Genomic DNA, 26264 nt, shown 5'->3' with positions numbered 1-26264 from the left:
TTATTTTCCAATCTGCACGAAGTCGCGGAAGAAGCTCTCGACATGGCTGGCATTCAGCGCATGGAGGGTGGGTGGGTTCCACTTCGCAGACTTATCCTTGTCGATGATCAGGGCGCGAACCCCTTCGATCAGGTCGCCGCGTTCAAACCACTGGCGGTCCAGGTGCAGTTCGAGGGCAAAGCACTGTTCCAGTGGCAAGTGGCGACCACGGCGCAGCATCTCCAGCGTCACGGCCATGGCCAGGGGCGAGCGGGTGTGCATGAGGTTGGCGGTGGTCAGCGCCCAGTCGTGGCTATCGGCCACGGTGACTTGTTGCAGTTGCTCGACGATGCTGGGCACGTCCGGCAACCCGAAGAAATGGTCAATGGCCGGGCGCAATGCCGCCAACGGGGCGTCGGGCAATTGCTGCACGGCGAGCTTGGCGAGTGCGCCTTGCAAGTCCTTGAGCGGCGAGTCGTGCCATTGCAGGCCGTCGAGTTTCTGGTCCAGCTCAACCAGCTTGGCGCTGTCGATGTACCAGTCTGCCAGCCCGCAATACAAGGCATCCGCCGCGCGAATCTGCACCCCGGTCACCCCAAGGTAGGTGCCCAGCTCGCCAGCAATACGCGAGAGAAAATAGCTGCCACCTACATCCGGGAAGTACCCGATGGCCACTTCCGGCATCGCCAGGCGGCTGCGTTCGGTGACCACCCGCAGGTCCGCGCCTTGCACCAGGCCCATGCCACCGCCGAGGACGAAGCCGTCCATCAACGCCAGTACGGGTTTACGGTAGTGGTGGATGGCCAGGTCGAGGGCATATTCCTCGACGAAGAAATCCTGGTGGAGGGTGTCGCCTTGCTTGAAGCTGTCGTACAACGAACGGATGTCGCCGCCGGCGCAAAAGGCTTTTTCACCGGCGCCGCGCAGTACCACGGCGTAGATCTCGGGGTCATCGGCCCAGGCCTGCAAGTGCGCGGCCAACTGGCGGACCATGTCCAGGGTGATGGCATTCAGGCCGGCGGGACGATTGAGGGTGAGGTGGCCGATATGGTTGCGCACGTTTGCCAGGACAGCGTCCTGCTGGACCTCGGCGTGGCTTGCTTGGGATGAAACCTGAGCAGTCATCTCTAACTCCCTGCTTTTATTGTCTTTATCAAGATGTTCGCGGGTGAACTCTCACGTGATCGTACCAGTGCAAATTTGCCCCGTACAACCCGGAATCGTGCAGGTCGTTGTTGCATTTATGCAGTGTCGGTCAAACCACCCGGCTGGCCAGAACCTCGCCGATACTGCGACGCCGGGCATGGCCCTCGGCGGCGTGGATCAGTTGCTCCAGCTCTGTCGGTTCGACGTCGTAGAACTGTTCCATCTCGGCCAGCGCCAGCTTGAGGTCGGCTGCCGTGATGCTCGGCTCGCTGACGGCGGTGGCAGTGCCCAGGATAACCGGTGCAGGCTCGGCAAGCCCCTTGGGGTAACGCGTGCGCGTGGCATTGTTATAGGCCAGCGCACAGGCGAGCAGGGCGCCAGCGCCGAGCATCACCGGCGCCAGTTCGTACCAGCCAAGGGCGACGGATGCCGGGTCGGCCAGCACCAGGGTCATGGCCAAGCCGCCGGCCGGCGGGTGCAGGCAGCGTAGCCAGCAGATGAGGACCACTGTCATGCCCGCCGCCAGGCACGCGCTGCCCAAGGTGCGCCCCAGGACGCGGGCGACCAGCAGCGCCAAGACGCCTGCACACAGGTAACTGCCGATGATCGACCAGGGTTGGGCCAGCGCGCCCGATGACACGGCAAACAACAGCACCGCCGAGGCGCCAAGAGGGCCGAGCAGGTGCAGGGCCACCTCCATGCCGAATACTTGGGCACACGCCCAGACACTCAATAGCGTGCCCAGGGCCATGCCGATGGCTGCACGGCTCCATTCGGCGGGACGGGTGTTGATTGCAGCGGGTAACCAGCGAGCGAGCATTGAAAGACGGTCCATAAACGGCGGGCGAAAAAAAAGGCCTGCCTGGTTTCCCGGAACAGCCCTTTGAAGGTTCCAACATTGGGGGAAGGAACCTGTGCAGTGTGCCGCGCTTGATTCAGTGGCGCTACTGCATATTAATGAATGTTAAATGCAAAACAAATGCAGTTAAACGGCGTCGCCGTAGGTGATCGGCCCGGTGGCTGTGGCCGTTGTTGGGTTGATCTTGCCCAGCACGCGACTGTGGGTTTCTTCATTGAACAGGCGCTCTTGCAGGTCTTCGCGCAGCCTGGGATCGTCGGCCAGCGGCCCCTTCAACGCCACCAGTGCGTCACGCAACGCCATCAAACGATCCAGCCTGGGTAAAGGTACGGTTAACAGGTCATCTCGCACGGCATTGTCCTCTCAATGAAGTAAGCCATCGCGCGCGGGCAGCCTACAACGTCCTTGTTGTTGTGAAGTGCCCTGACCCAAGCGTTACAGGTTGGTCCTGACGGTCGGGTGGTAGATAGTGAGTGCACGTGGCAGCGAGTCTACAGTTGGGCTCCGAGCACCGGAAGGGAAAGTGCACCAGCCATTACGCAAACAAATGTAGGCACTTTCTTGGTACCTATGATGAAAGCCGCCCACTCGTGGAAGAGTGGGCGCTCTTTCTTACAATGCAGCCGGAAAAGCACTCAGGGCGTCGAGGTTTTTGCCAAATGCAGCAACACATAGGGGTTTTTGTCGAACGCTGCCGTGAGCGTCGGCGTGATTGAGCGCAGGCGCGGATCGTCCAGCGCCTGGAAGTCGGTCTGGCTCATCACTATCCATGCCGGCGCCTGGACCGGTTTCAATTCGGCGGGCAATTGAGTAAACAACGGCACCTTGTCGCAATCGAAGTTGACCATGAACTTGATGGCTTTCGCGTCTTTGCCCAGTGCATGCAATACCAGCGGCGCCGGTTGCAGCTGAACTTGCGCCTTGACGGCGAGGCTGAAGGTGCGAGTGTCGTACACCTGACGTTCCAGGGGTTCGACCACCATGATGTAGGTGCTCCACAGGGCGAGCACGGCGGCCAGGGCGGGGCCGTAGGTGCGCATCCGCGAGCGGACCAATACCAGCAGGGCCAGCACCTGCAGCACGCCAAGCACGACGAAGATGAGCGCAAGGTCGGCCAGCGGCTCCGGGTAGTGCCGTCGCGCCACCACCAGGCCAATGACCAGCAACGCTGGCAACAGCGTCCAGATGCCCAGCATCAAGGCGCGCAGCCAGGCAAACAGTCGCCCTTGCGTGACCTGGAAGGGGTACGCGGCAATGATCGCGGCCATCGGCAACATCGGCAGGATATAACGCGCTTTCTTGGCTTGGGGTACCGACAGGCCCAACATCACCAGCACACCCGCTGCCGCGCAATAGAGCACCAGCTTCAACGCTGGGTCCGGCGCACGTCGACCGCCCACCAGCACCGCCAGCAGCACTAACAATGCCAGTGGATAGGCCAGGGCGTAATTGCCCAAAGAGCTGGTGAAGTAATACAGCACGCCGCCGGAGCCTTCGCTGCCATCCATGCGCCCAAGGAACTGCATGCGAATCACGTCATGCATGAAGTCTTCACCACCGCTGAGCTTGGCCAGCAGCAGCAACAGGCCGACGCACGCCGCCAGCAGCGCCAGTGCCAGCAGGCCGAAGCTGAACAGCTGGCGCCACTGGCGGTTGATCAGGTAGTAGCTGCACAACACGCCCGTGGGGATCACCAGGCCAATCGGGCCACGAATGGCAAACCCCAGCAGCAACAGCAAAAATACCCAATGCAGGCGTTTGGCGGCGGCGAAATGGTCATAGGCATAGCCCAGGTAGAACACCGCCAACGCCACGGCGGCGAGCATCTGATCCAGGGAGACTGCGCGGGTTTCGCTGACAAACGTACTGCTGAGCAGCAGCATCGCAATGCTCAGCAGGCCCCAACGTGGCGAGTAGGGCGCGGTGAGGCGATAGACCAGCACCACGATCAGCGCCGACGCCACCGCCGTGGGCAGCCACGCCGTCAGGCTGGTGACCTGGCCCAAGGGCAACGACAGCAGCCACGTCAGCAGGGTCGACGTCGCCAGGTAATCGGCATACGGCTGGCCATAGGTGGTGGGGAAGAAGCTGGGCCCATGGCGCAACATTTCCTGGGCAAACACCACGAAGCGCGAATCAAAACCGATGATCGCCTGGTGCCAGTTGCCGGCGATAAACAGCACCAGCGCCAAGAGTCCAAGCCCCAGCGACTGGTGACGGATCGTTGCACGCTGCGCGGACGGTAAGGCGATGTTCACCTAGCAAGCGTCCTTGACCTGTTCCACCCAGTTTTGCTGGGGGATCGGTAACTCGCAGGAGTCGCCGCGGCCGATGGGGAAGTACTTGAAGCCTTTGCGCGCCAGGCGCTCGCCGTCGTACAGGTTACGGCCGTCGAAGATCACCGGGTTTTTCAGGCGCTGGTGAATCAGGTCAAAGTCCGGTGCCTTGAATTGCTGCCACTCGGTGCACACGATCAACGCATCGGCGCCGCCCAAGGTGGACTCCGGGGTGCCCATCAGCATCAGGCGCGGGTCGTCCCCGTAGATGCGTTGGGTTTCCTGCATGGCTTCCGGGTCGAACGCACGCACATTGGCGCCAGCGGCCCACAGCGCTTCCATCAGCACACGGCTGGGGGCGTCACGCATGTCATCGGTGTTGGGCTTGAAGGCCAGGCCCCACAGAGCGAACGTCTTGCCCTTGAGGTTGCCCTGGAAGAACGCGTTGATGCGCTCGAACAGCTTGCTCTTCTGGCGCTGGTTGATGGCTTCCACGGCTTCGAGCAGGTCGCTGGAGCAGTTGGCCTGCTTGGCACTGTGGATCAGGGCGCGCATGTCTTTGGGGAAGCACGAGCCGCCATAACCGCAGCCGGGGTAGATAAAGTGGTAGCCGATGCGCGAGTCGGCACCGATGCCCAGGCGCACCGACTCAATGTCGGCGCCCAGGTGTTCGGCCAGCTCGGCGATCTGGTTGATGAAGCTGATCTTGGTGGCCAGCATGCAGTTGGCGGCGTATTTGGTCAGTTCGGCGCTGCGCAGGTCCATGAAGATGATGCGGTCGTGGTTGCGGTTGAACGGCGCGTACAGGTCGCGCATCACGTCACGTACTTCTTCACGTTCACAGCCGATGATGATCCGGTCCGGGCGGCGGCAGTCGGCAACGGCGGAGCCTTCCTTGAGGAACTCCGGGTTGGAGACGATATCGAACTGCAGCTCACGGCCGGCGGCGCGCAGGTTATTGAGGATGTGGTCGCGCAATGTGTCGCCGGTGCCGACCGGTACCGTGGATTTCTCCACCAGGATCACCGGTGCCACGCGGTGGCGGGCAACCGCATCACCCACCGACAGTACGTATTTCAGGTCGGCCGAACCGTCTTCATCCGACGGCGTGCCCACAGCGATAAACAGCACTTCGCCGTGTTCGACGGCGAGTTTTTCGTCGTGGGTAAAGCGCAGGCGCCCGCTTTCCAGGTTGTCCTTGACCATGGCTGCCAGGCCCGGCTCGAAGATGGTCACATGACCTTTCTGCAGCGATTCGACCTTGTGCTTGTCAACGTCCATGCAAATGACATCGTGACCGACTTCGGCTAATACAGTGGCCTGGACCAGACCAACGTAACCACTACCAAATACACTGATTTTCATGGGGTATTCCTGGGACTTGAGGTGCTAGCACGACGAGAGTTGATAACCAGTACACCGAGGATGACCAAGGCCACCCCCAGGGTTTTTGAAAGCGAAAAATTTTCGTTGAACACTGGCAGGCTGGCGGCCAGCAAATACACCAGCGCGTAACTGATGCTGAGCAGCGAATAGGCGCGGCCCAGGGGTAAGTGCTTCAGTGCGCCGAGCCAGCACAGCATCGACAGCGCATAGGCGACGATCGCCAGGATCACCACGCCCAGGGCGCCCAGGTCGATGCTGTTATCCGTGAAGGCGGCCAGCCATTCAGAGGGGAGCGGCAGGCGCGTCATACTCCAGCGCATGCCCAGTTGGGCACCACTCACCAGGGCGACACTGCCCAGGGCCAGGGCGAAACCCCGCACGCGACTCATACCTGACGCCCCAGCAAGACCACGCCGGCAATCACCAGCCCCACACCCAGCCAGTGACGGCCATCAATGGGCTCGTGGAACACAAAGCGCGCCATCAGCGTGACCAGCACAAAATTCAGGCTGAGCATGGGGTAGGCAATGCCCACTTCCAGGCGCTGCAACACCAGCAGCCACACCAGCAAGCCCAGGCCCAGGCACACCAGCGCCGACCACAACCACGGCGAGCGCAGTTTCAATGCCCAGCCATCCGGCACGCCGCGCCAGCTTTCCACAGCAAACTTTTGCGAGACCTGGCCCATGCAAGTGAGCAGGCAGGCCGTAAGCAGTAGCAGCAGGGTGATCATGGCGCGACCTGCGGGAAAATCAGGATCACGATCTTGCCTTGCGCATACCGTTTGCCGTCGGTGGGCAGCAGTGCGAGTTCTTCCTTTTCACCGGTGCTATTGACGCGCATCACCACGCCCACCGCGCCGGTACGACGGGTTTCGGCCATCCATGACTGGATGCGGTTACGGTCGACCAGACGCGGCGCCGTGTCCTCGTAAGCCAGGCCGTACTTGACCTCTCCCGAGGTGTTGTACAGCGTGATATCGGGGCGTTTGAGGCGCCAGGACAACGCCGAGGCGGCGCCCAGGTCGTTGCTCAGCAGGGCAACGCTGGGCTGCAACTCGTCGATGTGATCGATGATGAATTGGTCCGGGGTCTTGTTGTAAACCACCGAGTGGGGCAATGCGGCAGGCACCAGCAGCACCAGTAAGCCACTGCCGATCAGCGGCGCGGCCCACAATTTCAGCGGGCGTGCCGCTTGCAGCAGATTGACCACGATCCAACCGAACAAGAAGATGAACACCAGCACCAGGCTGAGGGTTTCCTCACCCGGTTCGTATACCGGCTTCTTCAACTGGAACCAGCTGAGGGCCAGCAATACCAGCACACCGATCGCCAGGTTCAACCAACCATTGATGCGCAGCACGCGGCCGCGGCCTAGAGCCAGTTTGTCGCTCAGGGCCGAGCCCATCAGCAAGGCCAGGGGCAACATGCACGGCATGATGTAGGAGGGCAGCTTGCCTTTGGCCAGGCTGAAAAAGGCCAGGGGCATCAACAACCACAGCAGCAGGAACGCGGTTTTCGGTACTCGCCGTTGCAGCCAGGCCTGCTTGAGCGTGGACGGCAGCAGTGCGACCCACGGCAGTGCGAACCCTACCAACAACGGCAGGTAATACCAGAACGGTTCGGCGTGCTGGGCGTCTTCACCGGCAAAGCGTTGGATGTGCTCGTGCCAGAAGAAGAAATGCCAGTAGTCCGGCTCTTGCAGATGCACAGCTAACGCCCACGGCAGGCTGACGGCAATCGCTACCACCACGGCAACAGGGCCAAACTTGCACAACTCGCCAAAACGTTTTTGCCAGATGGCGTAGGGCAGGGCGACCAGCACCGGCAGCAACCAGGCCAGGAAGCCCTTGGTCATGAAGCCCATGCCGCATGCAAGGCCCAGCAAGGCCCAGGACCACAAGCGCGCACGCCGCGTGGTGCTGTCGAAACAGAACCACAAGGCCACGCCCGTCAGATTGATCCAGAAGGTGAACTGCGGGTCCAGGTTGGCATAGCCGCCCAGCGCGGCCACGCTGACGAAGCTCATGTAGAGCAGCGTGCTGACCAAACTCTTTTGCGGGTCGTTCCACAACCGGCGAGAGACCAGATACACCAGCAGAATGCTCAAACCGGTGCTCAATGCCGAGGCAAACCGCACGCCGAACAGGTTCTGCCCGAAGATCGCCTGGCCCAGCGCGATCATCCAATAGCCTGCGGCTGGCTTCTCGAAGTAGCGAATGCCCATGAAGTGCGGCGCGGCCCACTTGCCGGTCAGCAGCATTTCCTGGCTGATTTGCGCATAGCGGGTTTCATCGGGAATCCACAGGCCATGGGTGGCCAACGGCAGCAGGTAGAACACGGCGAACGCCAGCAGGAGCAGGGGCAAAGCCCAGCGGCGGATCATGCCTGCTGCACTCCCAGCCAACCCTCGCGGCCGCTCAAGGCGCCGCGCACCAGCTGTTGCTGGGGCAGGGTGGTCACATCCGTGGGCAACAGCTCGCCCAAGGTTTTGAACTCGATGCCGCGCTGCCCGGCCTGGGCGAGCAACTGGCGAAAATCATTGGCCATCAGAATCCCTTCTACTTCCGCGTGGATCGTGTAGACGTTCAGCTTTGACGCGTTGAACCGATCAAGAATGAAGCGGTTGAAATCGTTGGCAGCTACCACCGGCCCGACGACTTCGTCGAAGGTCGGCAGGTCTACCGGAATTTGTGGGGTGCCCGCGCTGCCATCGGCCAAGGTTGGTCGAAACAGGCTGGTGCCCCGGCAATCGCTGTTGTAGCGAAAGTTGAAGCCTTGCTTGGCTTGCACCACGCGCTCATCGGCGCGCCAACCGGCGGCCGCTGAACAGTCGATGCGCTCGCCGAGGATGTCGCTCAAGGTGTCTACGCCGCGTCGAATCTGCTCGACCAGCTGTGCCTCGCTCCAACGCCCGGTGTTGGCCTGCCAGCCGTGGTGGTCCCAGGCGTGCAGGCCGACTTCATGCCCGGCGGCCTTGGCCTGGCGCATCAAATGCCCCAGGTCGCGGCCAATCGGCTTGCCTGGCCAGGCGGTGCCGGCCAGCAAGATGTCCCAGCCATACAGGCCGGCAGCGTTGGAGCGCAGCATCTTCCACAGGAACTGCGGGCGGATCAGGCGCCACAAGTGGCGCCCCATGTTGTCCGGCCCGACACTGAAGAAGAACGTCGCCTTGACCCCGGCTTCGGCCAGGGAGTCGAGCAACCGTGGCACACCTTCACGGGTGCCACGGTAGGTGTCGACGTCGATGCGAAGACCTGCCTGCATTACTTTTTATCCGCAATTTCAAGCATGGCTTCACGCAGGAAGAAATCGAGCGTGTTGCCGATGGTTTCGCTCATCTCTACGCTCGGCTCCCAGTTCAGCAGGCGCTTGGCGTTATCGATGCTCGGCTTGCGGTGCGCCACGTCCTGGTAGCCCGTGCCGTAGAACGCCTTGCTCTCGACGTCGCGGAAACCGGCGAACGGCGGGAAGTTGTGGCGCAGTGGGTGAGCCTCGAACTGACGCAGCAGTTCTTCGCCCAACTGGCGAATGCTGGCTTCGTTTTCGGGGTTGCCGATGTTGATGATCTGCCCGTCGCAGACGCCATTGTCGTTATCAATGATGCGCGCCAGGGCTTCGATGCCGTCGGCAATGTCGGTGAAGCAACGCTTCTGCTCACCGCCGTCGAACAGACGGATCGGCGTGCCTTCCACCAGGTTCAGGATCAGCTGGGTAATGGCGCGGGAGCTGCCGATACGCGCCGAGTCCAGGCGGTCCAGGCGCGGGCCCATCCAGTTGAATGGCCGGAACAGGGTGAACTTCAGGCCCTTGTCGCCGTAGGCCCAGATCACGCGGTCCAGCAGTTGCTTGGAGACGGAGTAGATCCAGCGTTGCTTGTTGACCGGGCCCACCACCAGGTTGGAGGTGTCTTCGTCGAAATACTGGTCTTGGCACATGCCATAGACTTCGGAGGTCGACGGGAAAATCACGCGCTTGTTGTACTTGACGCAGTAGCGCACCAGCTTGAGGTTTTCTTCGAAGTCCAGTTCGAACACACGCAGCGGGTTACGGGTGTATTCGATCGGCGTGGCGATGGCCACCAGCGGCAGCACCACGTCGCATTTCTTGATGTGGTATTCGATCCACTCGGTGTGGATGCTGATGTCGCCTTCCACATAATGGAAATTGGGGTGGCTGCGCAGGCGCTCGATGGCGTCGGAGCCGATGTCCAGGCCATAGACTTCGTAGCGGTCGTCACGCAACAGGCGCTCGGACAGGTGGTTACCGATAAAGCCGTTGACGCCCAGGATCAGCACACGGGTACGGCGCGGCTTGCGACCCGACTCGGCGCCGCGCAGTACAGAGCCATCCACCAGGCCTAGTTCATCGGCCAGGGACGGGCCTGCCAGGTACAGGCCGTTTTCGTTGCGCTGGCCGAACTTGACCACCAGGGAATCTTCACCGCAGGCAATGCGCAGCGGGTTGACGCTGATCACACGGCCAGGCGCCAGACCTTCGTTGCCCTTGACCACGTCGGCTTGCCATACGATCAGCTTGTGCTCGCCCACGGCGCAGAAGGCGCCCGGGTACGGCTGGGTCACCGCACGCACCAGGTTGAACAGTTGCTCGGCGGGCTGTTTCCAGTCCAGCTTGCCATCGGCGGCGGTGCGACGACCGAAATAGGTGGCTTTGCTTTCGTCCTGAGCGGTTTCGCTCAGCTTGCCCTGGGCCAGCTGTGGCAGGGCATCACGCAGCAGAGCCGTGGCCGCATCACGCAGCTTGGCGTGCAGGCTCAGGCCGGTATCGCTGCGTTCGATGGCGACAGTCTGCTGGGCCAGGATGGCGCCGGCATCGGCACGCTTGACCATACGATGCAGGGTCACGCCGGTTTCGGTTTCGCCGTTGACCAGCACCCAGTTGGCCGGGGCGCGGCCACGGTACTTAGGCAGCAACGAGCCGTGCAGGTTGAACGCGCCTTTGCGGGCGGTGGCCAACAGCGGTTCGCTCAGCAGGTTGCGGTAGTAGAACGAGAAGATGTACTCCGGGTTCAGCTTGGCAATACGTTCGATCCACAGCGGGTGGTTGGCGTCTTCCGGAGCATGTACCGGGATGCCATTGCGGGCGCAGAGTTGGGCGACGGAACCGTAGAAGTTGTTTTCCTTGGGGTCATCGGCATGGGTGAACACGGCGGCAATGTCGTAACCGGCGCTGAGCAGCGCTTCAATGCCTGCGCAGCCAATATCGTGGTAGGCGAATACAACAGCTTTTGAACTCATGACTGGACCTGATCCGAAGAAGAAGTAGACGTATGGGAAGACACCAGGCCGTCGACCACGACGACTGGAGCCGGTGCTGCCGGTTGGTTGCGCAGCACTTTTTCAATAAAGAAGCGTGGGCGGGCACGTACATCGCTGTACATGCGGCCCAGGTATTCGCCCAGCAGGCCCATGCCGATGAACTGGCCACCGGTGAACACAAACAACACCGCAAACAGCACGAACAGGCCATCACCGGCCCAGTCGGCGCCGAAGGCCAGGCGCATGACGATCAGGGCAAAGGCAAACAGCACGCCCAGTGCCGCCAGGCTGAAACCGACGATGGACAGCAGGCGCAAGGGCGTGGTGGTCATGCAGGTCAGCAGGTCGAACATCAGGCTGATCAGGCGCATGGCGCTGTATTTGGATTCGCCGTGCTCACGTTCGGCGTGGTGCACCAGGATTTCCGTGGTGTGGCGGGCGAAGCCGTTGGCCAGGATCGGGATGAACGTGCTGCGCTCACGGCAGGCGAGCATGGCATCGACGATGGTGCGGCGGTAGGCGCGCAACATGCAGCCGTAGTCGGTCATGGCCACGCCGGTAGAGCGCTGCACGGCAAGGTTGATCAAGCGCGACGGCCAGCGGCGGAAGGCCGAGTCCTGGCGGTTATTACGCACGGTGGCGACCACGTCGTAGCCCAGGGCAGCTTGCTCGACCAGGCGCGGGATCTCTTCCGGCGGGTTCTGCAGGTCGGCGTCGAGGGTGATCACCACTTCGCCACGGCACTGTTCAAAGCCGGCCATGATCGCCGCGTGCTGGCCGTAGTTGCGGTTAAGGATCACCGCTACCACATTGCTGCCGTCTTCTGCGGCGGCGTCTTCGAGCAATTGGGCCGAATTGTCGCGGCTACCGTCATCCACCAGGATGATTTCGTATTCGTAAGCCAGTTGCTTGCAGGCGGCCGTGGTGCGACGCAGCAACTCAGGCAGGCTTTCTTGTTCGTTGTAGACCGGGATAACGATCGACACGCAATGAATAGGGTAGGGTTTCAAAGATTCATGACCTCGGGCTGGAGCAACGTAGAGCGCGAAAACGGCAGTGATTATTGGGCAAAACTACAGCCCGCAGACTACAACACGGAGCTAAAGATGATGCGTTTTCAATAGGTTAGTCGATAATCCACGGATTGCACTTAAGTGTTGCCTACAAGGTTAAGCGCAAAAATGTGCAACGAATATGAAAGGCGGATGAAAAACTCGTTTATTTGACAGGCAGACAGCTAGGGTTCAGCTAAGTAATCAAGGCGTTACATGTAGGCCTCACAGGGCGATATCGGAGCTTCGTGCAAGACGCTTGGTTCAATCTGAGCGAGGCGATTAGCCCAATGTTTGCCCTTCAACAATCTTCTCTGCATTGGCGCTCAAGTGCCGGTAAAGTAAGCCCTCTCTTGCCAGGGTACTCGGATGAATAGCGTGCAGCTTTTTTTACGCGGCCAGTTGCGGCCAGCGCTGATGGGATTGTTGATGACGGTGGCCTGTGTCACCAGCGTGCGGGCTGATCAGGGCGTCGCGCTGACCCCACTGGACCAGGTGCCGGACGGGGTGGAAGTGCGCGGCAAGCAGGTCGCCGCTTATACCTGGGATGACCGCCAGGGCAAAAACCTGTTGGTACTCGCCGAGCAAGTGGGTGAGCGCGATGACGATGGTACCCAGTCGGCCTTTGTCTACGCGGCGCAATACGTGCTGGGAGGCGAGCGCCCCAAGCGCGTGTGGATGCTGTACGACGATGTGCAGCACTGCGAATTCGACGCCGGGCTGCGCTTTGACCGGGCTGCCACCAAGGTCACCGACCTGCTGGGCGACGGCAACACCCAGGCCACGGTCGGTTATTCGCGGGCCTGCACCAGTGACGTCAGCCCCAACGAATTCAAGCTGATCATGCATGTTGGCAAGTCCGAGAAGTATCGTCTGCGCGGCCTCGACCGCGTGGGCGCCAGTTGGTGGGATGAGGACGCCGGCGCCTTGCGCGGTATGCCACTGCCGACTGACTGCAGTGTCGCGGCGCAGCAAGCCTTGGTCAGCCAATACAAGGAGCAGGGCACCGAACTGCCACTGCCGGGCTGCTATGGCGACGAGAAGGACTTTGCCAAGGCGCCGGACAGTTACCTCGCCTTTATGCGCCAGCAGTGGTTCGCGCTGATGCAACAACAGGACGCCGACTGGAGCCAGTCCCAGGCCCAACCCCAGGCCGCCAGCGAGGAGGACGACACCGCCCCGTGATTTTGTGCCAGGGCCGGTCCTGGGTTAGACTCGGCCTTCGCCAATCCACTAAATACATCGACTAATCAAATAGTTGCTCGGTGTATTTAATCCAAAGGCTGATCTACCTTGACCGAGTCCATTTGCAACCCACTGACCCTTTACCTCACCCGCCTGGCGCCTTCCAGCCAACTGACCATGCGCTACGTGCTACAGGATGCCGCCGACCGCCTGGGTTTCGAAGAACACAACCTCGAAGAGATTGACTGGCACCTGCTGCAGCCCGAACACGTTATTGCGCTGGTCGCTGCCTTGCGTGAGGACGGCTTTGCGCCGAACACCTCGTCGCTGTATGTGAATGCGGTGCGCGGGGTGATGAACGAGGCGTGGCGCATGAGCTTGATCAGCCAGGACCACCTGTTGAAGATGCGCTCGGTCAAGGCCACACCCGGCACGCGCCTGGGCCAGGGCCGCAACCTGCGCCGCACCTTGATCCGCGAGATGCTCGACGTCTGCGCCGCCGACCCTCGGCCCCAGGGCCTGCGGGATGCCGCAGTGATCGGCCTGTTATATGGCTCGGGCATGCGCAAGTCGGAGTCGGTCAACCTGGACCTGGCGCAGATCAACTTTGACGAGCGCAGCTTGCGCGTGATCGGCAAGGGCAACAAAGAGTTGGTCAAGTACGCGCCGGACTGGGCGTTTGCCAAACTTCAGGCCTGGCTGGCGTTTCGTCGCGAGCAGCTCAAGGAAGGTGAGCAGGACGACAGCTTCCTGTTCAACCGTATCCGGCGAGGCAGCCATATCACCCGGGAACGCATCACCAAGCATGCGATTTACTACATCGCGCGCCAGCGTGGTGATCAGGTGGGGGTCAAGATCATGCCCCATGATTTCCGTCGTTCGTTTATCACGCGGGTGATCGAGGAGCATGATTTGTCGATTGCGCAGAAGCTGGCGCATCACACCAACATCCAGACCACTGCCAGCTATGACGTGCGCGACGACAATGAGCGGCGGCGGGCGGTGGATCGATTTGATTTGTAGGCTTGTGGATACACCACGATTCAAATGTGGGAGCTGGCTTGCCTGCGAAGAGGGCCTCACAGGCAACCAGAATGTTGAATCTGCCTGCTCCTCTGCTCAGGAGGAAGGCGGGACGCTTGAAACCAGGTGCGCCGGCAAGCGCCGCAACGTCCACAAGGTGGTCAGCATCGCGGCAAGCGCACACAGCGCAATGCCGATCAACATCGGCGCCGGTGTATGGTCGGCAAAGATCCCCACCAAGGTCATCGCCACAGCCGCCGTGACCATCTGGATCGCACCCAGCAGTGCAGACGCAGAACCCGCCACCGCACCATGATCCTCCAGCGACAGTACCCCGGCTGCCGGCAATAGCAGGCCAAGAAAGCCAAAACCGATAAACAACAGCCCCATCATCAAGCCCAGGCTGTCACCCCACAGCGTAGTAGCCGCCAGCAAGCTCATGACCGCCGCCACGCCCACCACCGACCAGCGAATCAGCGGCGCCAGGCCAAAGCGGGCGCTGAGGCGGGCGGTCAATTGGCTCATGGCAAAAAACGAAGCCGCGTTGAGCGCAAAGCACAGGCTGAACTGGGTCGGTGTCAGGCCAAAAAATTCGATGTACACGAAGGGCGCGCTGCCGATGAACACGAAGAAAGTGGCCAGGCCAAACCCGCACACCACCGACAAACCCGTAAAGACCGGGTCGCGGAGGAGGGCGCCATAACTGCCGAACGCCTGGCCCAATGTCTTGCCCAGGCGGCGCTCGGCCGGGTGGGTTTCTGGCAGTTGTACGGCGGTCATCAGCAGACACAGCACGGCCACCACCGCCAACACGGCAAACACTTCGCGCCAGCTCCAGATCGAAATCACCAGGCTACCGGCCAAAGGCGCGAGGATCGGTGAAACACTCATCACCAGCATCAACAACGCCATCAGGCGCGCCGCTTCATGGCCGGTGTACAGGTCGCGGACAATCGCCCGTGGAATCACCATCCCCGCACAGGCACCGAACGCCTGCACCGCACGAAAGCCGATCAACACTTCGATGGTCGGTGCCAGCGCGCAGCCAACACTGCCAATGGCAAAAATCACCAAACCCGCATAAATCGGTGGTTTACGCCCGAACACATCGCTGAGGGGGCCGTAGAACAACTGGCACACACCGATAATCATAAAGAATACCGTCAAACTCATCTGCACCGCCGCCGGCGTGGCCTGGAGGCTGGCGCCCAGGGTGGGCAACGCTGGCAGATAGATGTCGATGGCAAACGGGCCGACAGCGGTGATCAAGCCCAGCAACAGGGCGAGACGGGCGATACGTTGAGGCATTTGGCAGGTCCAGGTAGAGCAACGGACGGTCAGCTTAAGGGAACCGCGCAGATCCGCAAACTTAGGCTTCACTAACAAGCACCAGCTGCCGATACAGCTAGCAGCGACACTGAAACGGTTGGGCTCCCAACCGGCGGTCCTGGCACAGGGATATCACTATGACGATCAAATTACGCTTGGTGCTGTTGATTGCGACCGGGTTGCTCACCGCCTTGATCATGAGCCTGGCCGGCTACCTGGGTAATACGCGGATGGCCGATGCGGTACAGGACAACGACGTCAGCATGACGGTACTGCGCAACCACATGGAAGCCGACATGATGCACGACGCCCTGCGTGCCGATGTGCTGTCGGCCATGTTGGTCGGGCTGGGCAAAAGCACCAGTACGCCGGCCGAGGTCAACAGCTCGATCAAGGAGCATGCCGAGCACTTTCGCGAGGTGCTGGCGGACAATCTCAAGCTGCCGCTGGACGCCTCGATCAAGGCCAGCCTGGAAAAAATCAAACCCAGCCTGGACACTTACATCAGTGCCGGCGAGCGCATCGTCGCTCTTGCCCTGGACAACCCCGAGGCCGCACGAGGGGAACTGCAGACCTTCAATGCCGCGTTCAGCCAGTTGGAAGAACAAATGGCGGGGTTGAGCGAACTGATCGAAAACAATACCCAACTCACCAGCACCGGTACCCGGCAAACCATCAGTAACGCCAACTGGACCTTGATTATCGTATTGGGCGCGAGCCTGCTGTTGCTGCTGGCACAAGGACGTTGGGTGACCCTGAGCATCATGGGGCCTTTGCGCACCGCCAGCCATATTGCCCAGAGCATTGCCCATGGCAACCTGAGCGAGCCGATTGCCGAACCCAAGAACCAGGACGAAGCCAGTGCACTGATTCGCAGCCTGGCGACGATGCAGCGGGATTTGCGCGGCATGATCGAAGTGGTTCGCAGCAACGCCCATGGCGTCAATGGCATGAGCGAGCGCCTCAGCCAGGGTTGCCATGAAGTGGCAGGCAGCAGCCAGCAACAAAGCGTCGCCGCCAGCACCATGGCCGCCGCCGCGAGCGAAATGACCGCCAGCATCGAAGAAATCACCCGTCACGCCCAACGTGCCCTGGACATGGCCAGCCAGGCTGAAACCCTGGCCAAGGACGGTGGCCGGGTCATCCACCAAGTGGTCAGCGACATGGACGGCATCGCCCGTTCTGCCCAACAGTCAGCCCAAGTGATCCGCACACTGGACAAGGAGTCCGAAGCGATCTACAGCATTATCCAGGTGATCAAGGGGATTGCCGACCAGACCAACCTGCTGGCCCTGAACGCCGCCATCGAAGCCGCCCGCGCCGGTGAACAAGGGCGCGGCTTTGCAGTCGTGGCCGACGAAGTGCGCAGCCTGGCCGGACGCACCAGCGCCTCCACCCAGGAAATCGCCAGCATGGTTGGGAGCATCCAGCAGAACACCCGAGCAGCGGTGATCAGCATGGAGGAGGGCGTTGCTCAAGTGGACAAGGGCATGGCAGTGACTGCCGAAGTGGAACGCGCCATTCGCGAGATTCTCCAGGCTACGCTGAGTACCACTGAGTTGGTCAACGATATTTCCCGCACTATTAGTGAACAGAGCCTGGCCAGTAATGAGATTGCTCATCAGGTGGAGAGGATTGCGGGGATGTCGGAAAGTAACAGTCGGGTGATTGGCGAGACGGCGTCGACGACGGATGAATTGTCGAGTTTGGCGGGGAAGCTTTCGCAGTCGGTGGATCGGTTTAGGCTTTGATGGATGACACTCAGATATAACTATACTAAATAGTCATTTAGTATAGTTATGCTTAAAGGCTATTAAAAAAAGAGGAGGGTAGCTCAACAGATGAACTAGGGGTAGCTCATCCTTGCTCGTTATCTTCCAAATTTGAACGCTATCTCTCAACGATTAGAAATTAGCACCCCGTGAAATCACGTGTAATCGGTAACAAGTCACGTCGTTTATGGGCTGCAACCATCAAGCCGGTGGATGGCTCAATTGATCCTACGCACGAACTGGAGTCAGCATTATCGTGCCGTTAGGTTTTACTTCCATGTCGAGTGTGTCGCCGCTGGCCAACTTGATGGCCGACAGGAGATCGTCAGTCAGCGGTATGGTCAAATCGCCAGTGCTATCAGCTGCATCCTGGCATTTGACTTTCCAGCTCGTATTTTTAGCCTTGGGCTTCGGGTTCATTATTTTCTCCAGGTGATCAGATGACAGAGCCACTTTATGATTATGACCCAGCAGACGCGCTGGTTGATTCAGAGGCCATAGCTGTATTTTTGGCTGATGCACACGACACCGGTGACGCGGCTTTCATTGCCGAAGCGATGGCCGTTGTTGCACGCGCCAAGATTCGTATCGAGACAGATGGCCAAGCCTAGGAGTCATCGTCCTGAACATGTGTTGCTAGTAGCAACACCTTAACGCTGATCACCTGGTGAAAAGCAGCCTCCAGAACCCCTCAGCTCCGTATTGGACGATACGCATAATGTATATTATGTTAAATCATATGTTGTGTCAGAAAGGCATGTCGATCAGTAAATGGGTCAAGCGAGTCATTCCGTGTGCGGCAACCAAAGACGCTGGATGAACCCTTGGCCAGACCAAAGACTCCATAAGGATAATCAACTTACCGCCTTCGTTTCCCTGAATCCTTGCGGTGCGTTCCGTCGTGTTATTTGCAGAAGGTATAAAAAATGCTCGCACGCTGGCGCTGGGTGCTACACCAATTGACCAAACGGCTATGGTTCAGGGCGAGTCTGTTTTCCTTGCTGGGTATTGCGACCGCGTTACTCGCCGTTGTCTTCAAGGACTACATTCCCGAGTCGTTGCCCGCCCGCATCGGTGCCGACGCCGTCGATAAGATATTGGGCATCATTGCCTCAAGCATGCTCGCGGTCACGACCTTTTCGTTAAGCACCATGGTCAGCGCCTACGGTGCGGCGAGCAGCGGCGTGACGCCCCGTGCCACGACCCTGGTGATGGAAGACACCACGACACAAAATGCCCTGGCCACCTTTATCGGCTCATTTCTGTTCAGCCTGGTTGGGATCATTGCTTTGAGTACCGGCGCCTACGGTACACAAGGGAGGGTTTTGCTATTTGCGGTAACCATCGCCGTGGTCATTCTGATTGTCTACACGCTGCTGCGCTGGATCGATCATTTGTCCAAGCTTGGGCGGGTGGGAGAAACCATTGACCGTGTCGAGCAGGCAGCCATTGATGCCATTAACCATCGAGTCCAATGGCCGCATTTGGGAGCATCCCCCTACCCTTGCGAGTCAGTGATTCCCAGTTCGGCGCTGATCATCACAAGCCAGCACACGGGGTACGTCCAGCACATAGATGTTCAGGCGTTAGGCGCGATCGCCAAAGCAGATGAGATACAGATATTTATGGATGTACTGCCGGGAAGCTTCGTGCATGTAGGCATGCCGCTCGCAAGAACCGTCAGCTTGAGCAACGCACGCGGTGAGGAACTGGCGTCGAGCAACGAAAAAATCACCGCGACCCTGGCTATGGGAGCGCGTCGAACGTTCGAACACGACCCCCGGTTCGGCTTGTCAGTGTTGTCAGAGATCGCCTCCCGTGCCTTGTCGCCGGCCGTCAATGACCCCGGCACCGCCATTGACGTGATTGGGCGCGGCGTCAGAAGCTTGACATGCTGGGGTACACCCAAAGAACCCACCGCGAAAACCGACGCTGATTGCCAGCACGTTTACCTGCGCGGCTTAACAGTAGATGACCTGTTCGATGACTTCTTCGCACCGATTGCCAGAGATGGCGCGGGTCTAGTGGAAGTCGACCTGCGCATGATGAAGGCCCTTGTAAGCCTGGCACAGATAAACCCGGCGATGTTCAGGGGAGCCTGTACCCGGCACGCAGAACGGCTGCTCAAGCACGTAAACACTGCGCTTGTACTCGAAGAGGACCGGCAAAAGCTCAGCGTAGCGGCGCGACCGCTGCTGCACTGGCCCACTCCTGCATGATTCGCGCCTCCTACGATAAGCGCGTCGGTAATCTCAGTTCAGCGCACAGTCCGCCGCCTTCGCGATTTCTCAAGGTCAGGGTGCCGCCGAGGGCTTGTGCCAGTTGCTGGGCGATAGCCAGGCCCAGGCCCGTGCCGCCGGTGCTGCGGTTGCGCGAATTTTCCACGCGGTAAAATGGCTCAATCACACGGGCCAGCTCCTCTTCGGCAATGCCGGGACCACGATCCATCACGGTCACCGAGAGGCTGTCGCCCTCCTTCGGCTCCACCCGCAGCTGCGCTGCACCGGCGAATTTGATCGCGTTATCCGTGAGGTTTACTAGCACTCGGCGCAGCGCGTGGGGCCGCGTGTGAATCACTGCGTTGCTTTTGCCGCTGAGCTGCACGTCCTTGCCCATGTCCTGATAGTCGAACACGAGGCTGTCGAGGAATGAATCAAGATCGGTACGGCGGCTTTCCTCGGTGGCGCCATGCACACTGCGGGCATAGGCAACGCCTTCACGCACCAGGTGTTCCATCTCGCCGAGGTCATTCCACAATTTGTCTTTGTCACCGCAGTCGTCCATCAATTCGGCACGCAGCTTCATGCGCGTGATCGGGGTTTGCAGGTCGTGGGAAATCGCCGCCAGCAGTTGCATGCGTTCTTTCAGATAGGTCGCAATGCGCGCCTGCATGGCATTGAAGGCGATGGCAGCGTGTGCGACTTCGGTCGGGCCTTGTTCATCCAGATGCACCGGGTGAGTGTTGGGATCAAGGTTTTCCACGGCCTGGGCCAGGCGGGTCAGCGGGCGTATGGCAATACGCACAGCCAGCCACGCGCATAGAATCATCAAGGCCAACTGGCCCAGCAAAACCACCGGCAGCCACGGCGACAACGGCACCATCGAGGGGCGCACGTCGATGGTCACGGGGCTGCCGTCGGCCAGTTTCAGATGGACCTGGAAATGTTTGATAGGCCCGGGAATGTCTGTCACGGTCATCGGGTAATCCTTGCCGATGGCCTCCTTGATCGAGGTCACTGCAATCGGCGTGTCACGCAGAGCGACGCCTGGCGAGCCTTCGTCGAGCAAATAGCGGTAATTGCGTCGATCCAGTTGTTTCAACCAACTCATGCGTTCCTCGGCGGGCAAGCGGTCAAGGATGGCAATGGACGTCGACACATCGGTTTCCAGGTTACCTAGCATGGTGTTTTTTGCGGTTTCGTAACGCTCGTAATACTGCACGCCGAAGGACAAGGCCTGCGCCAGGGTCAGCCCTACCAGAAAGATCAGCGACAGCCGCGAGATGAGGGTACGAGGCCAATGCAGCGAAGGCTTCATGCCGGTGCTCCAAGCACTTGCACCGGCAGCGAGAAGACATACCCCTCGCTGCGTACGGTTTTGATGTAAGCCGGCTCGCGGGCATCGTCAAGCAGGCGTTGGCGCAGGCGGCTGACCAGCAGATCAATGGAACGGTCGAACAGGTCGGCGTCACGGCCCTGGGTCAGGTTGAGCAACTGGTCGCGATTGAGTACCCGCTGCGGATGGTCGAGGAACACCCGCAGCAGGCGATATTCAGCGCCGCTGAGGGCGACCATGGTGCCGTCTTCATCAAGCAGGTGGCGGGCGGAGGTGTCCAGGCGCCAGCGCCCGAACCCCAGCCACCTTCCGGTTTCGGTAACGACCAGGTTGGGCGGCAGCATGCGCGTACGGCGCAGCACAGCGTTGATGCGCGCCAGCAATTCACGGGCGGCGAACGGCTTGACCAGGTAATCGTCAGCGCCCATTTCCAAACCGATGATGCGGTCGGTTTCGTCGTTGCGGGCGGTCAGCATCAGCACCGGCGTGGCCTTGTGTTTGCCGGCGCGAATGTCGCGGCAGAGCACCAGGCCATCGTCGCCGGGCATCATGATGTCAAGCACGATCAGGTCTACCGGCGTGGCCTCGAGAAACGAGCGCATCTGGCGGCCATCGGCAACCACGGTCGTGCGCAGGCCGTTCTTCTTCAGGTAGTTGCCTACCATCTCTCGAATCTCACGGTCATCGTCCACGATGAGGATGTGATCAACGTGTTCCATGGGCCAAGCCTCTGTCAATGAGAATTGCGGCTCAGTCTATAGAGGCTGAGCCCGTTCGCCCGCGGCGGTTTGTATTGCAGTGTATCTGCTCTGGCAAAGGATACATGCAGAGGCAAAAACAACAATTTCCTAGGTTTTGTATGGCTGTGTATCGGGACGGGGTCCTGATACGAACCGATTTATCTGCGCCTGTTTTTGACACAGGCGAGATACCTCGCGGGCTTCTAATGAGCCACATCGAGGCCAACCCAAGCGCCTCGGCTCAACTGAACGACCCAACCCTTGAAGCCTTGAGGAAACGACCATGAACACCAATACCCTCTATGCCACTTGCCTGTTTGCCGCCCTGAATATCTGCACCTTCTCGGCCCGCGCCGAAGCCGACGTCACGCCGCAAACCTACACCTACGGCACGCATCTGGACATCCAGAAAGTCGTGGCATTGACACAGGATGCCGGGGCTGCCTGCGGCATTGTCGATGCCCAACTGACCTACCTGAATTCGCAGGGCAAGACCGAGATCCTGAACTACCGCAAATTTGCCGAGTGCCACAGCGATAACTGAGCCCGGCCCACATTTCATCAGGAGACCCTTATGTTCCTCATCGCATTCCTGGGCGGCTTATTGACCGTCCTCAGCCCTTGTATCCTGCCGGTCGTGCCATTTCTGTTCGCGGGTATCGACCGCACACGCTCATCGATCCTGCTTACCCTTGGTGGCATGGTCCTGACCTTCGCGCTGATTTCCAGCCTGGCCGTGGTCAGCAGTGAATGGGTGATTCAGGCCAACAACACCGGGCGTCATGTGGCACTGGTGGTGATGGCGCTGTTTGCCTTGTCGCTGATCTCGGCGCGAATCAGTGGCTGGCTGGCCAAGCCGTTCGTGTTACTGGGCAATCGCCTCGACCCCCAGACGCGCAAAATGTCCGGGCCGCTGGGTTCGCTGATGATCGGCGTCGCCACCGGCCTGCTCTGGGCGCCGTGCGCCGGGCCTATCCTCGGGGTGATCCTTACCGGCGCCATGCTGCAAGGCGCCAATGCGCAAACCAGCCTGCTGCTGGTGGCCTACGGCCTGGGCAGTGCACTGTCGTTGGGTACGCTGATTTTCGCCGGACGTGGTTTAGTCAATCGCCTGAAGGCCTCGATTCCGGTTACTGGTTGGCTGCGGCGCGCCACCGGTTTTGCGGTCCTGGCCGCAGCGCTGACGATTTCTACCGGTGCCGACAAGACGCTGTTGGCCGGGGCGTCGTCCGAAGGCGTCAGCGTGCTGGAAAAAGGCGTGCTGCAAAGCGTCCCCAAAGTCGTCGAGTACCTGGTAAGCAAGGCCAAGGCTGAACCCACCCTCGACAACGCCCAAGGCCCGATGCCGTCGCTGTCCGGCGCGGTGGAATGGCTCAATTCGCCCGCGCTGACCAGTGAATCGCTCAGAGGCAAAGTGGTGCTCGTCGATTTCTGGACTTACGACTGCATCAATTGCCAGCACACCCTGCCGTACGTGAAGGACTGGGCGCAGAGGTACGAGAAGGATGGCTTGGTGGTAATCGGCGTCCACACCCCGGAATACGGTTTTGAACGCATCATCAGCAATGTCAGGGATCAGGTGAAAAAGCTCGGCATCACTTACCCGGTAGCCATCGATAACAACTACGCGATCTGGCGCAACTTCGATAACCAGTACTGGCCCGCGCACTACCTGATCGACGCCAAAGGGCAAGTGCGTTTCACCCACTTCGGAGAGGGACGCTACGAGACGCAGGAAAAGATGATTCAGCAACTGCTGCAGGAGGCGAAAGCTCCAGCCGCGTAACCCTTGAAAATCCATGGCCCACAGGCAACGCGCTGTGGGCCATTAGCTTTTTCTGCTGCGGCCTGGGTTGCGCGACCACACTCTCCCGCCCACCCCAGGCTAATCTGACACGATGCTTTTGGCCTCAAGAAATGCTTGCAGCCCAAAGACTCCAAACTCCCGGCCGACACCGGACTGCTTTACCCCGCCGAACGGCGCCAGCAACTCTGGCGAAATTCTGTTGATCAACACCGAGCCGGCCTGCAGCTGGGTCGCCAGGTTGGGCACGGTCCGGTTGCCCGCGATAAGCACAACGCCCGGTATGCCCAGGCGTTGGCCGCGTCGAATACCCCCCTCTCCCGCGTTTCAGCGTTGCACAACTTCAAAACGAAACCCGCCGTGCGACGTGCAAAACTCGCCTCGGCGTAGAGTGCTGGAAACGCCGCTTCGCCTTTGGCGTGTCATTTCGCCGTAGCGGCTTTTTCGATGAGGCGGGCAACCGGTTCCGGGTTCGAAACCATCACCACATGGGAAGCGCCCTTGACCACTTCCACGGCTTTGGCAGCGGCGCGCTTGGCCATGAATGCCATGGCTTGCGGGGGAATGTTCTTGTCCTTGTCGCCGTAGATGTACCAGGACGGAATATGCTTCCAGGCAGGGCTGCCGGACGCTTCGTTGAGCGCCGCTTCCGTTACCGGGCGTTGGGTGGCGGCCATCAATGCCGCCTCTTTCGCGGGGACGTCAGCGGCGAACTGGTTGTGAAACTTGTCCTGCTGGATGTACAAGTCCTTGCCCCCATCGGCCAGCGGTACAGGCGCAGCCAGCGTTGGGCCCAGCGTGCTGCCCGGGAATTTGCCGGCCAGCCCGGCGACGGTTTCCCCGGCCTCAGGTGCAAACGCACTGACGTAAACCAGGGCTTTGACGTTTGCATGATCGTTGGCCGCATCACTGATAACGTTGCCGCCATAGGAATGGCCGACCAACACCACCGGCGAATGAATGCTCGTCAGCAATGCCGAGATTGCCGAACCATCGCTCTTTACACCGCGCAATGGGTTGGCAGCGGCAACCACCGGGTAACCGTCCTTCTCGAGAATCGTCACCACGCCATTCCAGCTCGACGCATCGGCAAAGGCGCCATGTACGAGCACAATCGTGGGTTTTTCAGTTTGCGACCAGGCGTGTGTCGCCATGCTCAGGCTGACGGCGACGGCCAGTGCGGTTACTACTTTTTTCATTGTTGACTCCAGGTTTGACGGGAAATCAGGGAGCGAAGCGCGTGAAGACAAAGTCGTGATTGCGCACTCGCGCCTGGTGACAGGCGAAGCAGGTTGCGTGTTGGGCTTCATCGGCCGGTTTACCGTTGATAAACCGCCCGAATCCCCAGCCACCGGTTGCTGCATATCTTTGCGAGTCCTTGACCATTACCTGCACGGTCGTGGCCGGCCCTGGGATGGACGCCGGCTCGAATTCCGGAGACTGCACATGTTTCCAGGCCAGCTTTACCAGCACCGTGCCGTCGGGGAATGGCAGCGTTGAATCCTGATAAGCCTTGATGGCCAAGTCATTGCCCAGCACGGCTCGCAGTTCGTTCAGGGGGGGGCGCTTCCTGCGCAGGCGCAATCAGCGGCCATAGGCGGTAGTTTTCCGGCAATTTCACGCCATAGATCGGTGAGGCGTCGCCATTACTGGCGTCGCCCGAGGCGACACCGGTAGCGGTCAACGCTGCGATTGCAATGGCAGCCGACATCGCGGCCAGAAATTTCAGCTTCATCATCGCCCTCCTCTCAGCCGGTTTTCAAAGATGATCGGCGTCGATCACCGCCTGGGCGAAGGCTTTCGGCGCTTCCTGCGGCAAGTTGTGGCCTACACCACCGGTGATCAATCGGTACTCATACTTGCCAGTGAAGCGCTTGGCGTACGCTTCGGCAGGTGGATGCGGTGCGCCGTTCGCATCACCTTCCAGGGTGATGGTGGGCACGCTGATGGATGGAAATGCCGCGAGTTTCTTCTCCAGCGCATCGTATCTGGCCTCGCCCTTGACCAACCCCAGGCGCCAGCGATAGTTGAAAATCGACACGGCCACGTGATCAGGGTTTTGCAAGGACGCCGCGCTGCGCTCATAAGTGGCGGCGTCGAAATTCCACTGTGGCGACGCCAGCTTCCAGATGAGCTTGGCGAAGTCATGGGTGTTTTTCTCGTAGCCCAGGCGACCACGCTCGGTCGCGAAGTAGAACTGGTACCACCACTGCAGTTCGGCGGCTGGCGGCAATGGCACCTTGCCCGCCTCTTGGCTGCCTATCAGGTAACCGCTCACAGCGACCAGGGCTTTCACTCTTTCCGGCCACAGTGCGGCAACGATATCTGCAGTACGGGCGCCCCAGTCAAACCCACCCAGCACCGCCGTCTTGATCTTCAGCGCGTCCATGAAGTCGATCAGGTCGGTCGCCAGCGCAGCAGGCTGACCATTGCGAACTGTCTTGGCCGAGAGAAAATGCGTATCGCCATAACCACGCGCAGAAGGGATCAACACTCGATATCCCTTGTCCGCCAAAGCAGGAGCGACATCAGCGTATGCGTTGATATCGTAGGGCCAGCCGTGCAACAAAATGACCACAGGGCCATCGGCTGGGCCGAGTTCCGCGTAAGAAACGTCCAGCAGCCCCGCTTTCACATGCTTAAGAGCACCGAGAGAGGTGTGAGCTCCCGGGGTGATAGCCCCAATGGTGGACGCGGGCACATCAGCCGCGCTGGCTTGGGAAAAACCGACAGCCACCGCCGCGAATTGCAGTACCGCTGCTGCCAACAGCGATGGGGCAAGATGCCGCAGGCGGCTGGATTTATTTTGATTGTTCAGCAAGGTCATCTCCATGGTATTTCTCCGTAGCGAGCCGCCGAATAGCGGCCCGGTGTGTTGGC

At 60.2% G+C, this 26264-nt stretch carries 25 protein-coding genes and 2 pseudogenes; 7 read left to right on the top strand and 20 right to left on the bottom strand.

The window, feature by feature from the left end; genetic code table 11:
* From QK296_RS16160 to arnC, 11 genes are all read right to left on the bottom strand, one after another.
* Entirely contained in the window at positions 1-1104 is a 1104-nt protein-coding gene (locus tag QK296_RS16160) for an enoyl-CoA hydratase/isomerase family protein (protein WP_282391094.1), read from the bottom strand.
* Between the two features lie 130 nt (positions 1105-1234).
* A complete protein-coding gene (locus tag QK296_RS16155; RefSeq protein WP_282391093.1) occupies positions 1235-1945 on the bottom strand; it encodes an HPP family protein in 711 nt (236 codons plus the stop codon).
* Positions 1946-2110: 165 nt separating this feature from the next.
* Complete coding sequence (locus tag QK296_RS16150; protein ID WP_268939248.1) at positions 2111-2299, bottom strand: type VI secretion system contractile sheath small subunit; 189 nt, start codon at positions 2297-2299, stop codon at positions 2111-2113.
* A 320-nt stretch (positions 2300-2619) separates the two neighbouring features.
* Entirely contained in the window at positions 2620-4242 is a 1623-nt protein-coding gene (locus QK296_RS16145; protein ID WP_282391092.1) for a glycosyltransferase family 39 protein, read from the bottom strand.
* Positions 4243-5625 carry a UDP-glucose/GDP-mannose dehydrogenase family protein gene (locus tag QK296_RS16140; RefSeq protein WP_003191229.1) on the bottom strand — a complete coding sequence of 461 codons (1383 nt, stop codon included), beginning with the start codon at positions 5623-5625 and terminating at the stop codon, positions 4243-4245.
* Positions 5622-6035, bottom strand: a complete 414-nt coding sequence (gene arnF / locus QK296_RS16135; protein ID WP_282391091.1) for a 4-amino-4-deoxy-L-arabinose-phosphoundecaprenol flippase subunit ArnF — start codon at positions 6033-6035, stop codon at positions 5622-5624. The genes QK296_RS16140 and arnF overlap by 4 nt, the downstream gene beginning before the upstream one ends.
* Positions 6032-6379, bottom strand: a complete 348-nt coding sequence (gene arnE, locus QK296_RS16130) for a 4-amino-4-deoxy-L-arabinose-phosphoundecaprenol flippase subunit ArnE (RefSeq protein ID WP_032897302.1) — start codon at positions 6377-6379, stop codon at positions 6032-6034. Before arnE ends, arnF begins: the two co-directional genes overlap by 4 nt.
* Positions 6376-8031, bottom strand: coding sequence for a lipid IV(A) 4-amino-4-deoxy-L-arabinosyltransferase (gene arnT / locus QK296_RS16125; protein WP_282391090.1), 1656 nt, complete (start codon positions 8029-8031; stop codon positions 6376-6378). The genes arnE and arnT overlap by 4 nt, the downstream gene beginning before the upstream one ends.
* Positions 8028-8912, bottom strand: a complete 885-nt coding sequence (arnD, locus tag QK296_RS16120) for a 4-deoxy-4-formamido-L-arabinose-phosphoundecaprenol deformylase (protein WP_003191222.1) — start codon at positions 8910-8912, stop codon at positions 8028-8030. Before arnD ends, arnT begins: the two co-directional genes overlap by 4 nt.
* The gene (arnA, locus tag QK296_RS16115; protein WP_282391089.1) at positions 8912-10903 is read right to left on the bottom strand and encodes a bifunctional UDP-4-amino-4-deoxy-L-arabinose formyltransferase/UDP-glucuronic acid oxidase ArnA; all 1992 of its coding nucleotides are present in this window, start codon (positions 10901-10903) and stop codon (positions 8912-8914) included. Before arnA ends, arnD begins: the two co-directional genes overlap by 1 nt.
* Complete coding sequence (arnC, locus tag QK296_RS16110) at positions 10900-11934, bottom strand: undecaprenyl-phosphate 4-deoxy-4-formamido-L-arabinose transferase (RefSeq protein ID WP_003191219.1); 1035 nt, start codon at positions 11932-11934, stop codon at positions 10900-10902. The genes arnA and arnC overlap by 4 nt, the downstream gene beginning before the upstream one ends.
* 411 nt (positions 11935-12345) lie before the next feature.
* Here arnC and QK296_RS16105 point away from each other — a divergent pair, with 411 nt between their 5' ends.
* Complete coding sequence (locus QK296_RS16105) at positions 12346-13161, top strand: hypothetical protein (protein ID WP_169856898.1); 816 nt, start codon at positions 12346-12348, stop codon at positions 13159-13161.
* Positions 13162-13269: 108 nt separating this feature from the next.
* Complete coding sequence (locus tag QK296_RS16100; RefSeq protein ID WP_282391088.1) at positions 13270-14184, top strand: tyrosine-type recombinase/integrase; 915 nt, start codon at positions 13270-13272, stop codon at positions 14182-14184.
* Between the two features lie 96 nt (positions 14185-14280).
* Here QK296_RS16100 and QK296_RS16095 read toward each other — a convergent pair whose 3' ends face one another.
* Positions 14281-15492 (bottom strand): multidrug effflux MFS transporter, encoded by a 1212-nt coding sequence (locus QK296_RS16095; RefSeq protein ID WP_003191215.1) that lies wholly within the window; start codon positions 15490-15492, stop codon positions 14281-14283.
* Between the two features lie 158 nt (positions 15493-15650).
* Here QK296_RS16095 and QK296_RS16090 point away from each other — a divergent pair, with 158 nt between their 5' ends.
* Positions 15651-17264, top strand: a complete 1614-nt coding sequence (locus tag QK296_RS16090; RefSeq protein ID WP_282391087.1) for a methyl-accepting chemotaxis protein — start codon at positions 15651-15653, stop codon at positions 17262-17264.
* 249 nt (positions 17265-17513) lie between these two features.
* Here QK296_RS16090 and QK296_RS16085 read toward each other — a convergent pair whose 3' ends face one another.
* Positions 17514-17705: a hypothetical protein gene (locus QK296_RS16085; protein ID WP_094774862.1), complete on the bottom strand. Its 192-nt coding sequence runs from the start codon at positions 17703-17705 to the stop codon at positions 17514-17516.
* Between the two features lie 20 nt (positions 17706-17725).
* Here QK296_RS16085 and QK296_RS16080 point away from each other — a divergent pair, with 20 nt between their 5' ends.
* The gene (locus QK296_RS16080) at positions 17726-17896 is read left to right on the top strand and encodes a hypothetical protein (protein WP_282391086.1); all 171 of its coding nucleotides are present in this window, start codon (positions 17726-17728) and stop codon (positions 17894-17896) included.
* A 315-nt stretch (positions 17897-18211) separates the two neighbouring features.
* Entirely contained in the window at positions 18212-19504 is a 1293-nt protein-coding gene (locus QK296_RS16075; protein WP_169856896.1) for a DUF2254 domain-containing protein, read from the top strand.
* A gap of 10 nt (positions 19505-19514) precedes the next feature.
* Here QK296_RS16075 and QK296_RS16070 read toward each other — a convergent pair whose 3' ends face one another.
* Positions 19515-20822, bottom strand: a complete 1308-nt coding sequence (locus tag QK296_RS16070; RefSeq protein ID WP_282391085.1) for a HAMP domain-containing sensor histidine kinase — start codon at positions 20820-20822, stop codon at positions 19515-19517.
* Positions 20819-21559, bottom strand: coding sequence for a response regulator (locus tag QK296_RS16065; protein WP_014718447.1), 741 nt, complete (start codon positions 21557-21559; stop codon positions 20819-20821). Before QK296_RS16065 ends, QK296_RS16070 begins: the two co-directional genes overlap by 4 nt.
* A 304-nt stretch (positions 21560-21863) precedes the next feature.
* Here QK296_RS16065 and QK296_RS16060 point away from each other — a divergent pair, with 304 nt between their 5' ends.
* Both QK296_RS16060 and QK296_RS16055 read left to right on the top strand, forming a co-directional pair.
* A complete protein-coding gene (locus QK296_RS16060; RefSeq protein WP_014718446.1) occupies positions 21864-22124 on the top strand; it encodes a DUF2790 domain-containing protein in 261 nt (86 codons plus the stop codon).
* A 30-nt stretch (positions 22125-22154) separates the two neighbouring features.
* On the top strand, positions 22155-23366 hold the full coding sequence (locus QK296_RS16055; protein ID WP_282391084.1) for a cytochrome c biogenesis protein DipZ: 1212 nt from the start codon (positions 22155-22157) through the stop codon (positions 23364-23366).
* Positions 23367-23465: 99 nt separating this feature from the next.
* On the opposite strand, the gene QK296_RS16050 is transcribed toward QK296_RS16055, so the two are convergent.
* The 5 genes and pseudogenes from QK296_RS16050 to QK296_RS16030 form a co-directional block, all read right to left on the bottom strand.
* Positions 23466-23693, bottom strand: coding sequence for an aldehyde dehydrogenase family protein (locus QK296_RS16050; RefSeq protein WP_309298520.1), 228 nt, complete (start codon positions 23691-23693; stop codon positions 23466-23468).
* A gap of 23 nt (positions 23694-23716) precedes the next feature.
* Positions 23717-23794, bottom strand: a pseudogene (locus QK296_RS16045) (creatininase family protein); the annotation flags it as partial.
* Positions 23795-23806: 12 nt separating this feature from the next.
* Positions 23807-24583 (bottom strand): alpha/beta hydrolase, encoded by a 777-nt coding sequence (locus QK296_RS16040; RefSeq protein ID WP_169856891.1) that lies wholly within the window; start codon positions 24581-24583, stop codon positions 23807-23809.
* A gap of 25 nt (positions 24584-24608) precedes the next feature.
* Positions 24609-25119: pseudogene (locus tag QK296_RS16035) on the bottom strand (cytochrome P460 family protein).
* A 24-nt stretch (positions 25120-25143) separates the two neighbouring features.
* Positions 25144-26217 carry an alpha/beta hydrolase gene (locus QK296_RS16030; protein WP_282391083.1) on the bottom strand — a complete coding sequence of 358 codons (1074 nt, stop codon included), beginning with the start codon at positions 26215-26217 and terminating at the stop codon, positions 25144-25146.
* Positions 26218-26264 lie beyond the last annotated feature (47 nt).

Origin of the sequence: Pseudomonas sp. AL10, from assembly GCF_029960685.1 — a bacterium.
GTDB lineage: Bacteria > Pseudomonadota > Gammaproteobacteria > Pseudomonadales > Pseudomonadaceae > Aquipseudomonas > Aquipseudomonas lactis.
The sequence above is the reverse complement of the archived record's forward strand: the minus strand, read 5'-3'. Positions and strand labels throughout refer to the sequence as shown.

Coding starts and splice junctions, on each gene's coding strand:
- QK296_RS16095 (WP_003191215.1), bottom strand. CDS start 15,492: ATGCCTCAACGTATCGCCCGTCTCGCCCTGTTGCTGGGCTTGATCACC.
- QK296_RS16080 (WP_282391086.1), top strand. CDS start 17,726: ATGACAGAGCCACTTTATGATTATGACCCAGCAGACGCGCTGGTTGAT.
- QK296_RS16060 (WP_014718446.1), top strand. CDS start 21,864: ATGAACACCAATACCCTCTATGCCACTTGCCTGTTTGCCGCCCTGAAT.
- QK296_RS16105 (WP_169856898.1), top strand. CDS start 12,346: ATGAATAGCGTGCAGCTTTTTTTACGCGGCCAGTTGCGGCCAGCGCTG.
- arnE (WP_032897302.1), bottom strand. CDS start 6,379: ATGATCACCCTGCTGCTACTGCTTACGGCCTGCCTGCTCACTTGCATG.
- QK296_RS16160 (WP_282391094.1), bottom strand. CDS start 1,104: ATGACTGCTCAGGTTTCATCCCAAGCAAGCCACGCCGAGGTCCAGCAG.
- QK296_RS16030 (WP_282391083.1), bottom strand. CDS start 26,217: ATGGAGATGACCTTGCTGAACAATCAAAATAAATCCAGCCGCCTGCGG.
- arnA (WP_282391089.1), bottom strand. CDS start 10,903: ATGAGTTCAAAAGCTGTTGTATTCGCCTACCACGATATTGGCTGCGCA.
- QK296_RS16055 (WP_282391084.1), top strand. CDS start 22,155: ATGTTCCTCATCGCATTCCTGGGCGGCTTATTGACCGTCCTCAGCCCT.
- arnD (WP_003191222.1), bottom strand. CDS start 8,912: ATGCAGGCAGGTCTTCGCATCGACGTCGACACCTACCGTGGCACCCGT.
- QK296_RS16140 (WP_003191229.1), bottom strand. CDS start 5,625: ATGAAAATCAGTGTATTTGGTAGTGGTTACGTTGGTCTGGTCCAGGCC.
- QK296_RS16085 (WP_094774862.1), bottom strand. CDS start 17,705: ATGAACCCGAAGCCCAAGGCTAAAAATACGAGCTGGAAAGTCAAATGC.
- QK296_RS16075 (WP_169856896.1), top strand. CDS start 18,212: ATGCTCGCACGCTGGCGCTGGGTGCTACACCAATTGACCAAACGGCTA.
- arnT (WP_282391090.1), bottom strand. CDS start 8,031: ATGATCCGCCGCTGGGCTTTGCCCCTGCTCCTGCTGGCGTTCGCCGTG.
- QK296_RS16040 (WP_169856891.1), bottom strand. CDS start 24,583: ATGAAAAAAGTAGTAACCGCACTGGCCGTCGCCGTCAGCCTGAGCATG.
- QK296_RS16070 (WP_282391085.1), bottom strand. CDS start 20,822: ATGAAGCCTTCGCTGCATTGGCCTCGTACCCTCATCTCGCGGCTGTCG.
- QK296_RS16065 (WP_014718447.1), bottom strand. CDS start 21,559: ATGGAACACGTTGATCACATCCTCATCGTGGACGATGACCGTGAGATT.
- QK296_RS16090 (WP_282391087.1), top strand. CDS start 15,651: ATGACGATCAAATTACGCTTGGTGCTGTTGATTGCGACCGGGTTGCTC.
- arnF (WP_282391091.1), bottom strand. CDS start 6,035: ATGAGTCGCGTGCGGGGTTTCGCCCTGGCCCTGGGCAGTGTCGCCCTG.
- QK296_RS16155 (WP_282391093.1), bottom strand. CDS start 1,945: ATGCTCGCTCGCTGGTTACCCGCTGCAATCAACACCCGTCCCGCCGAA.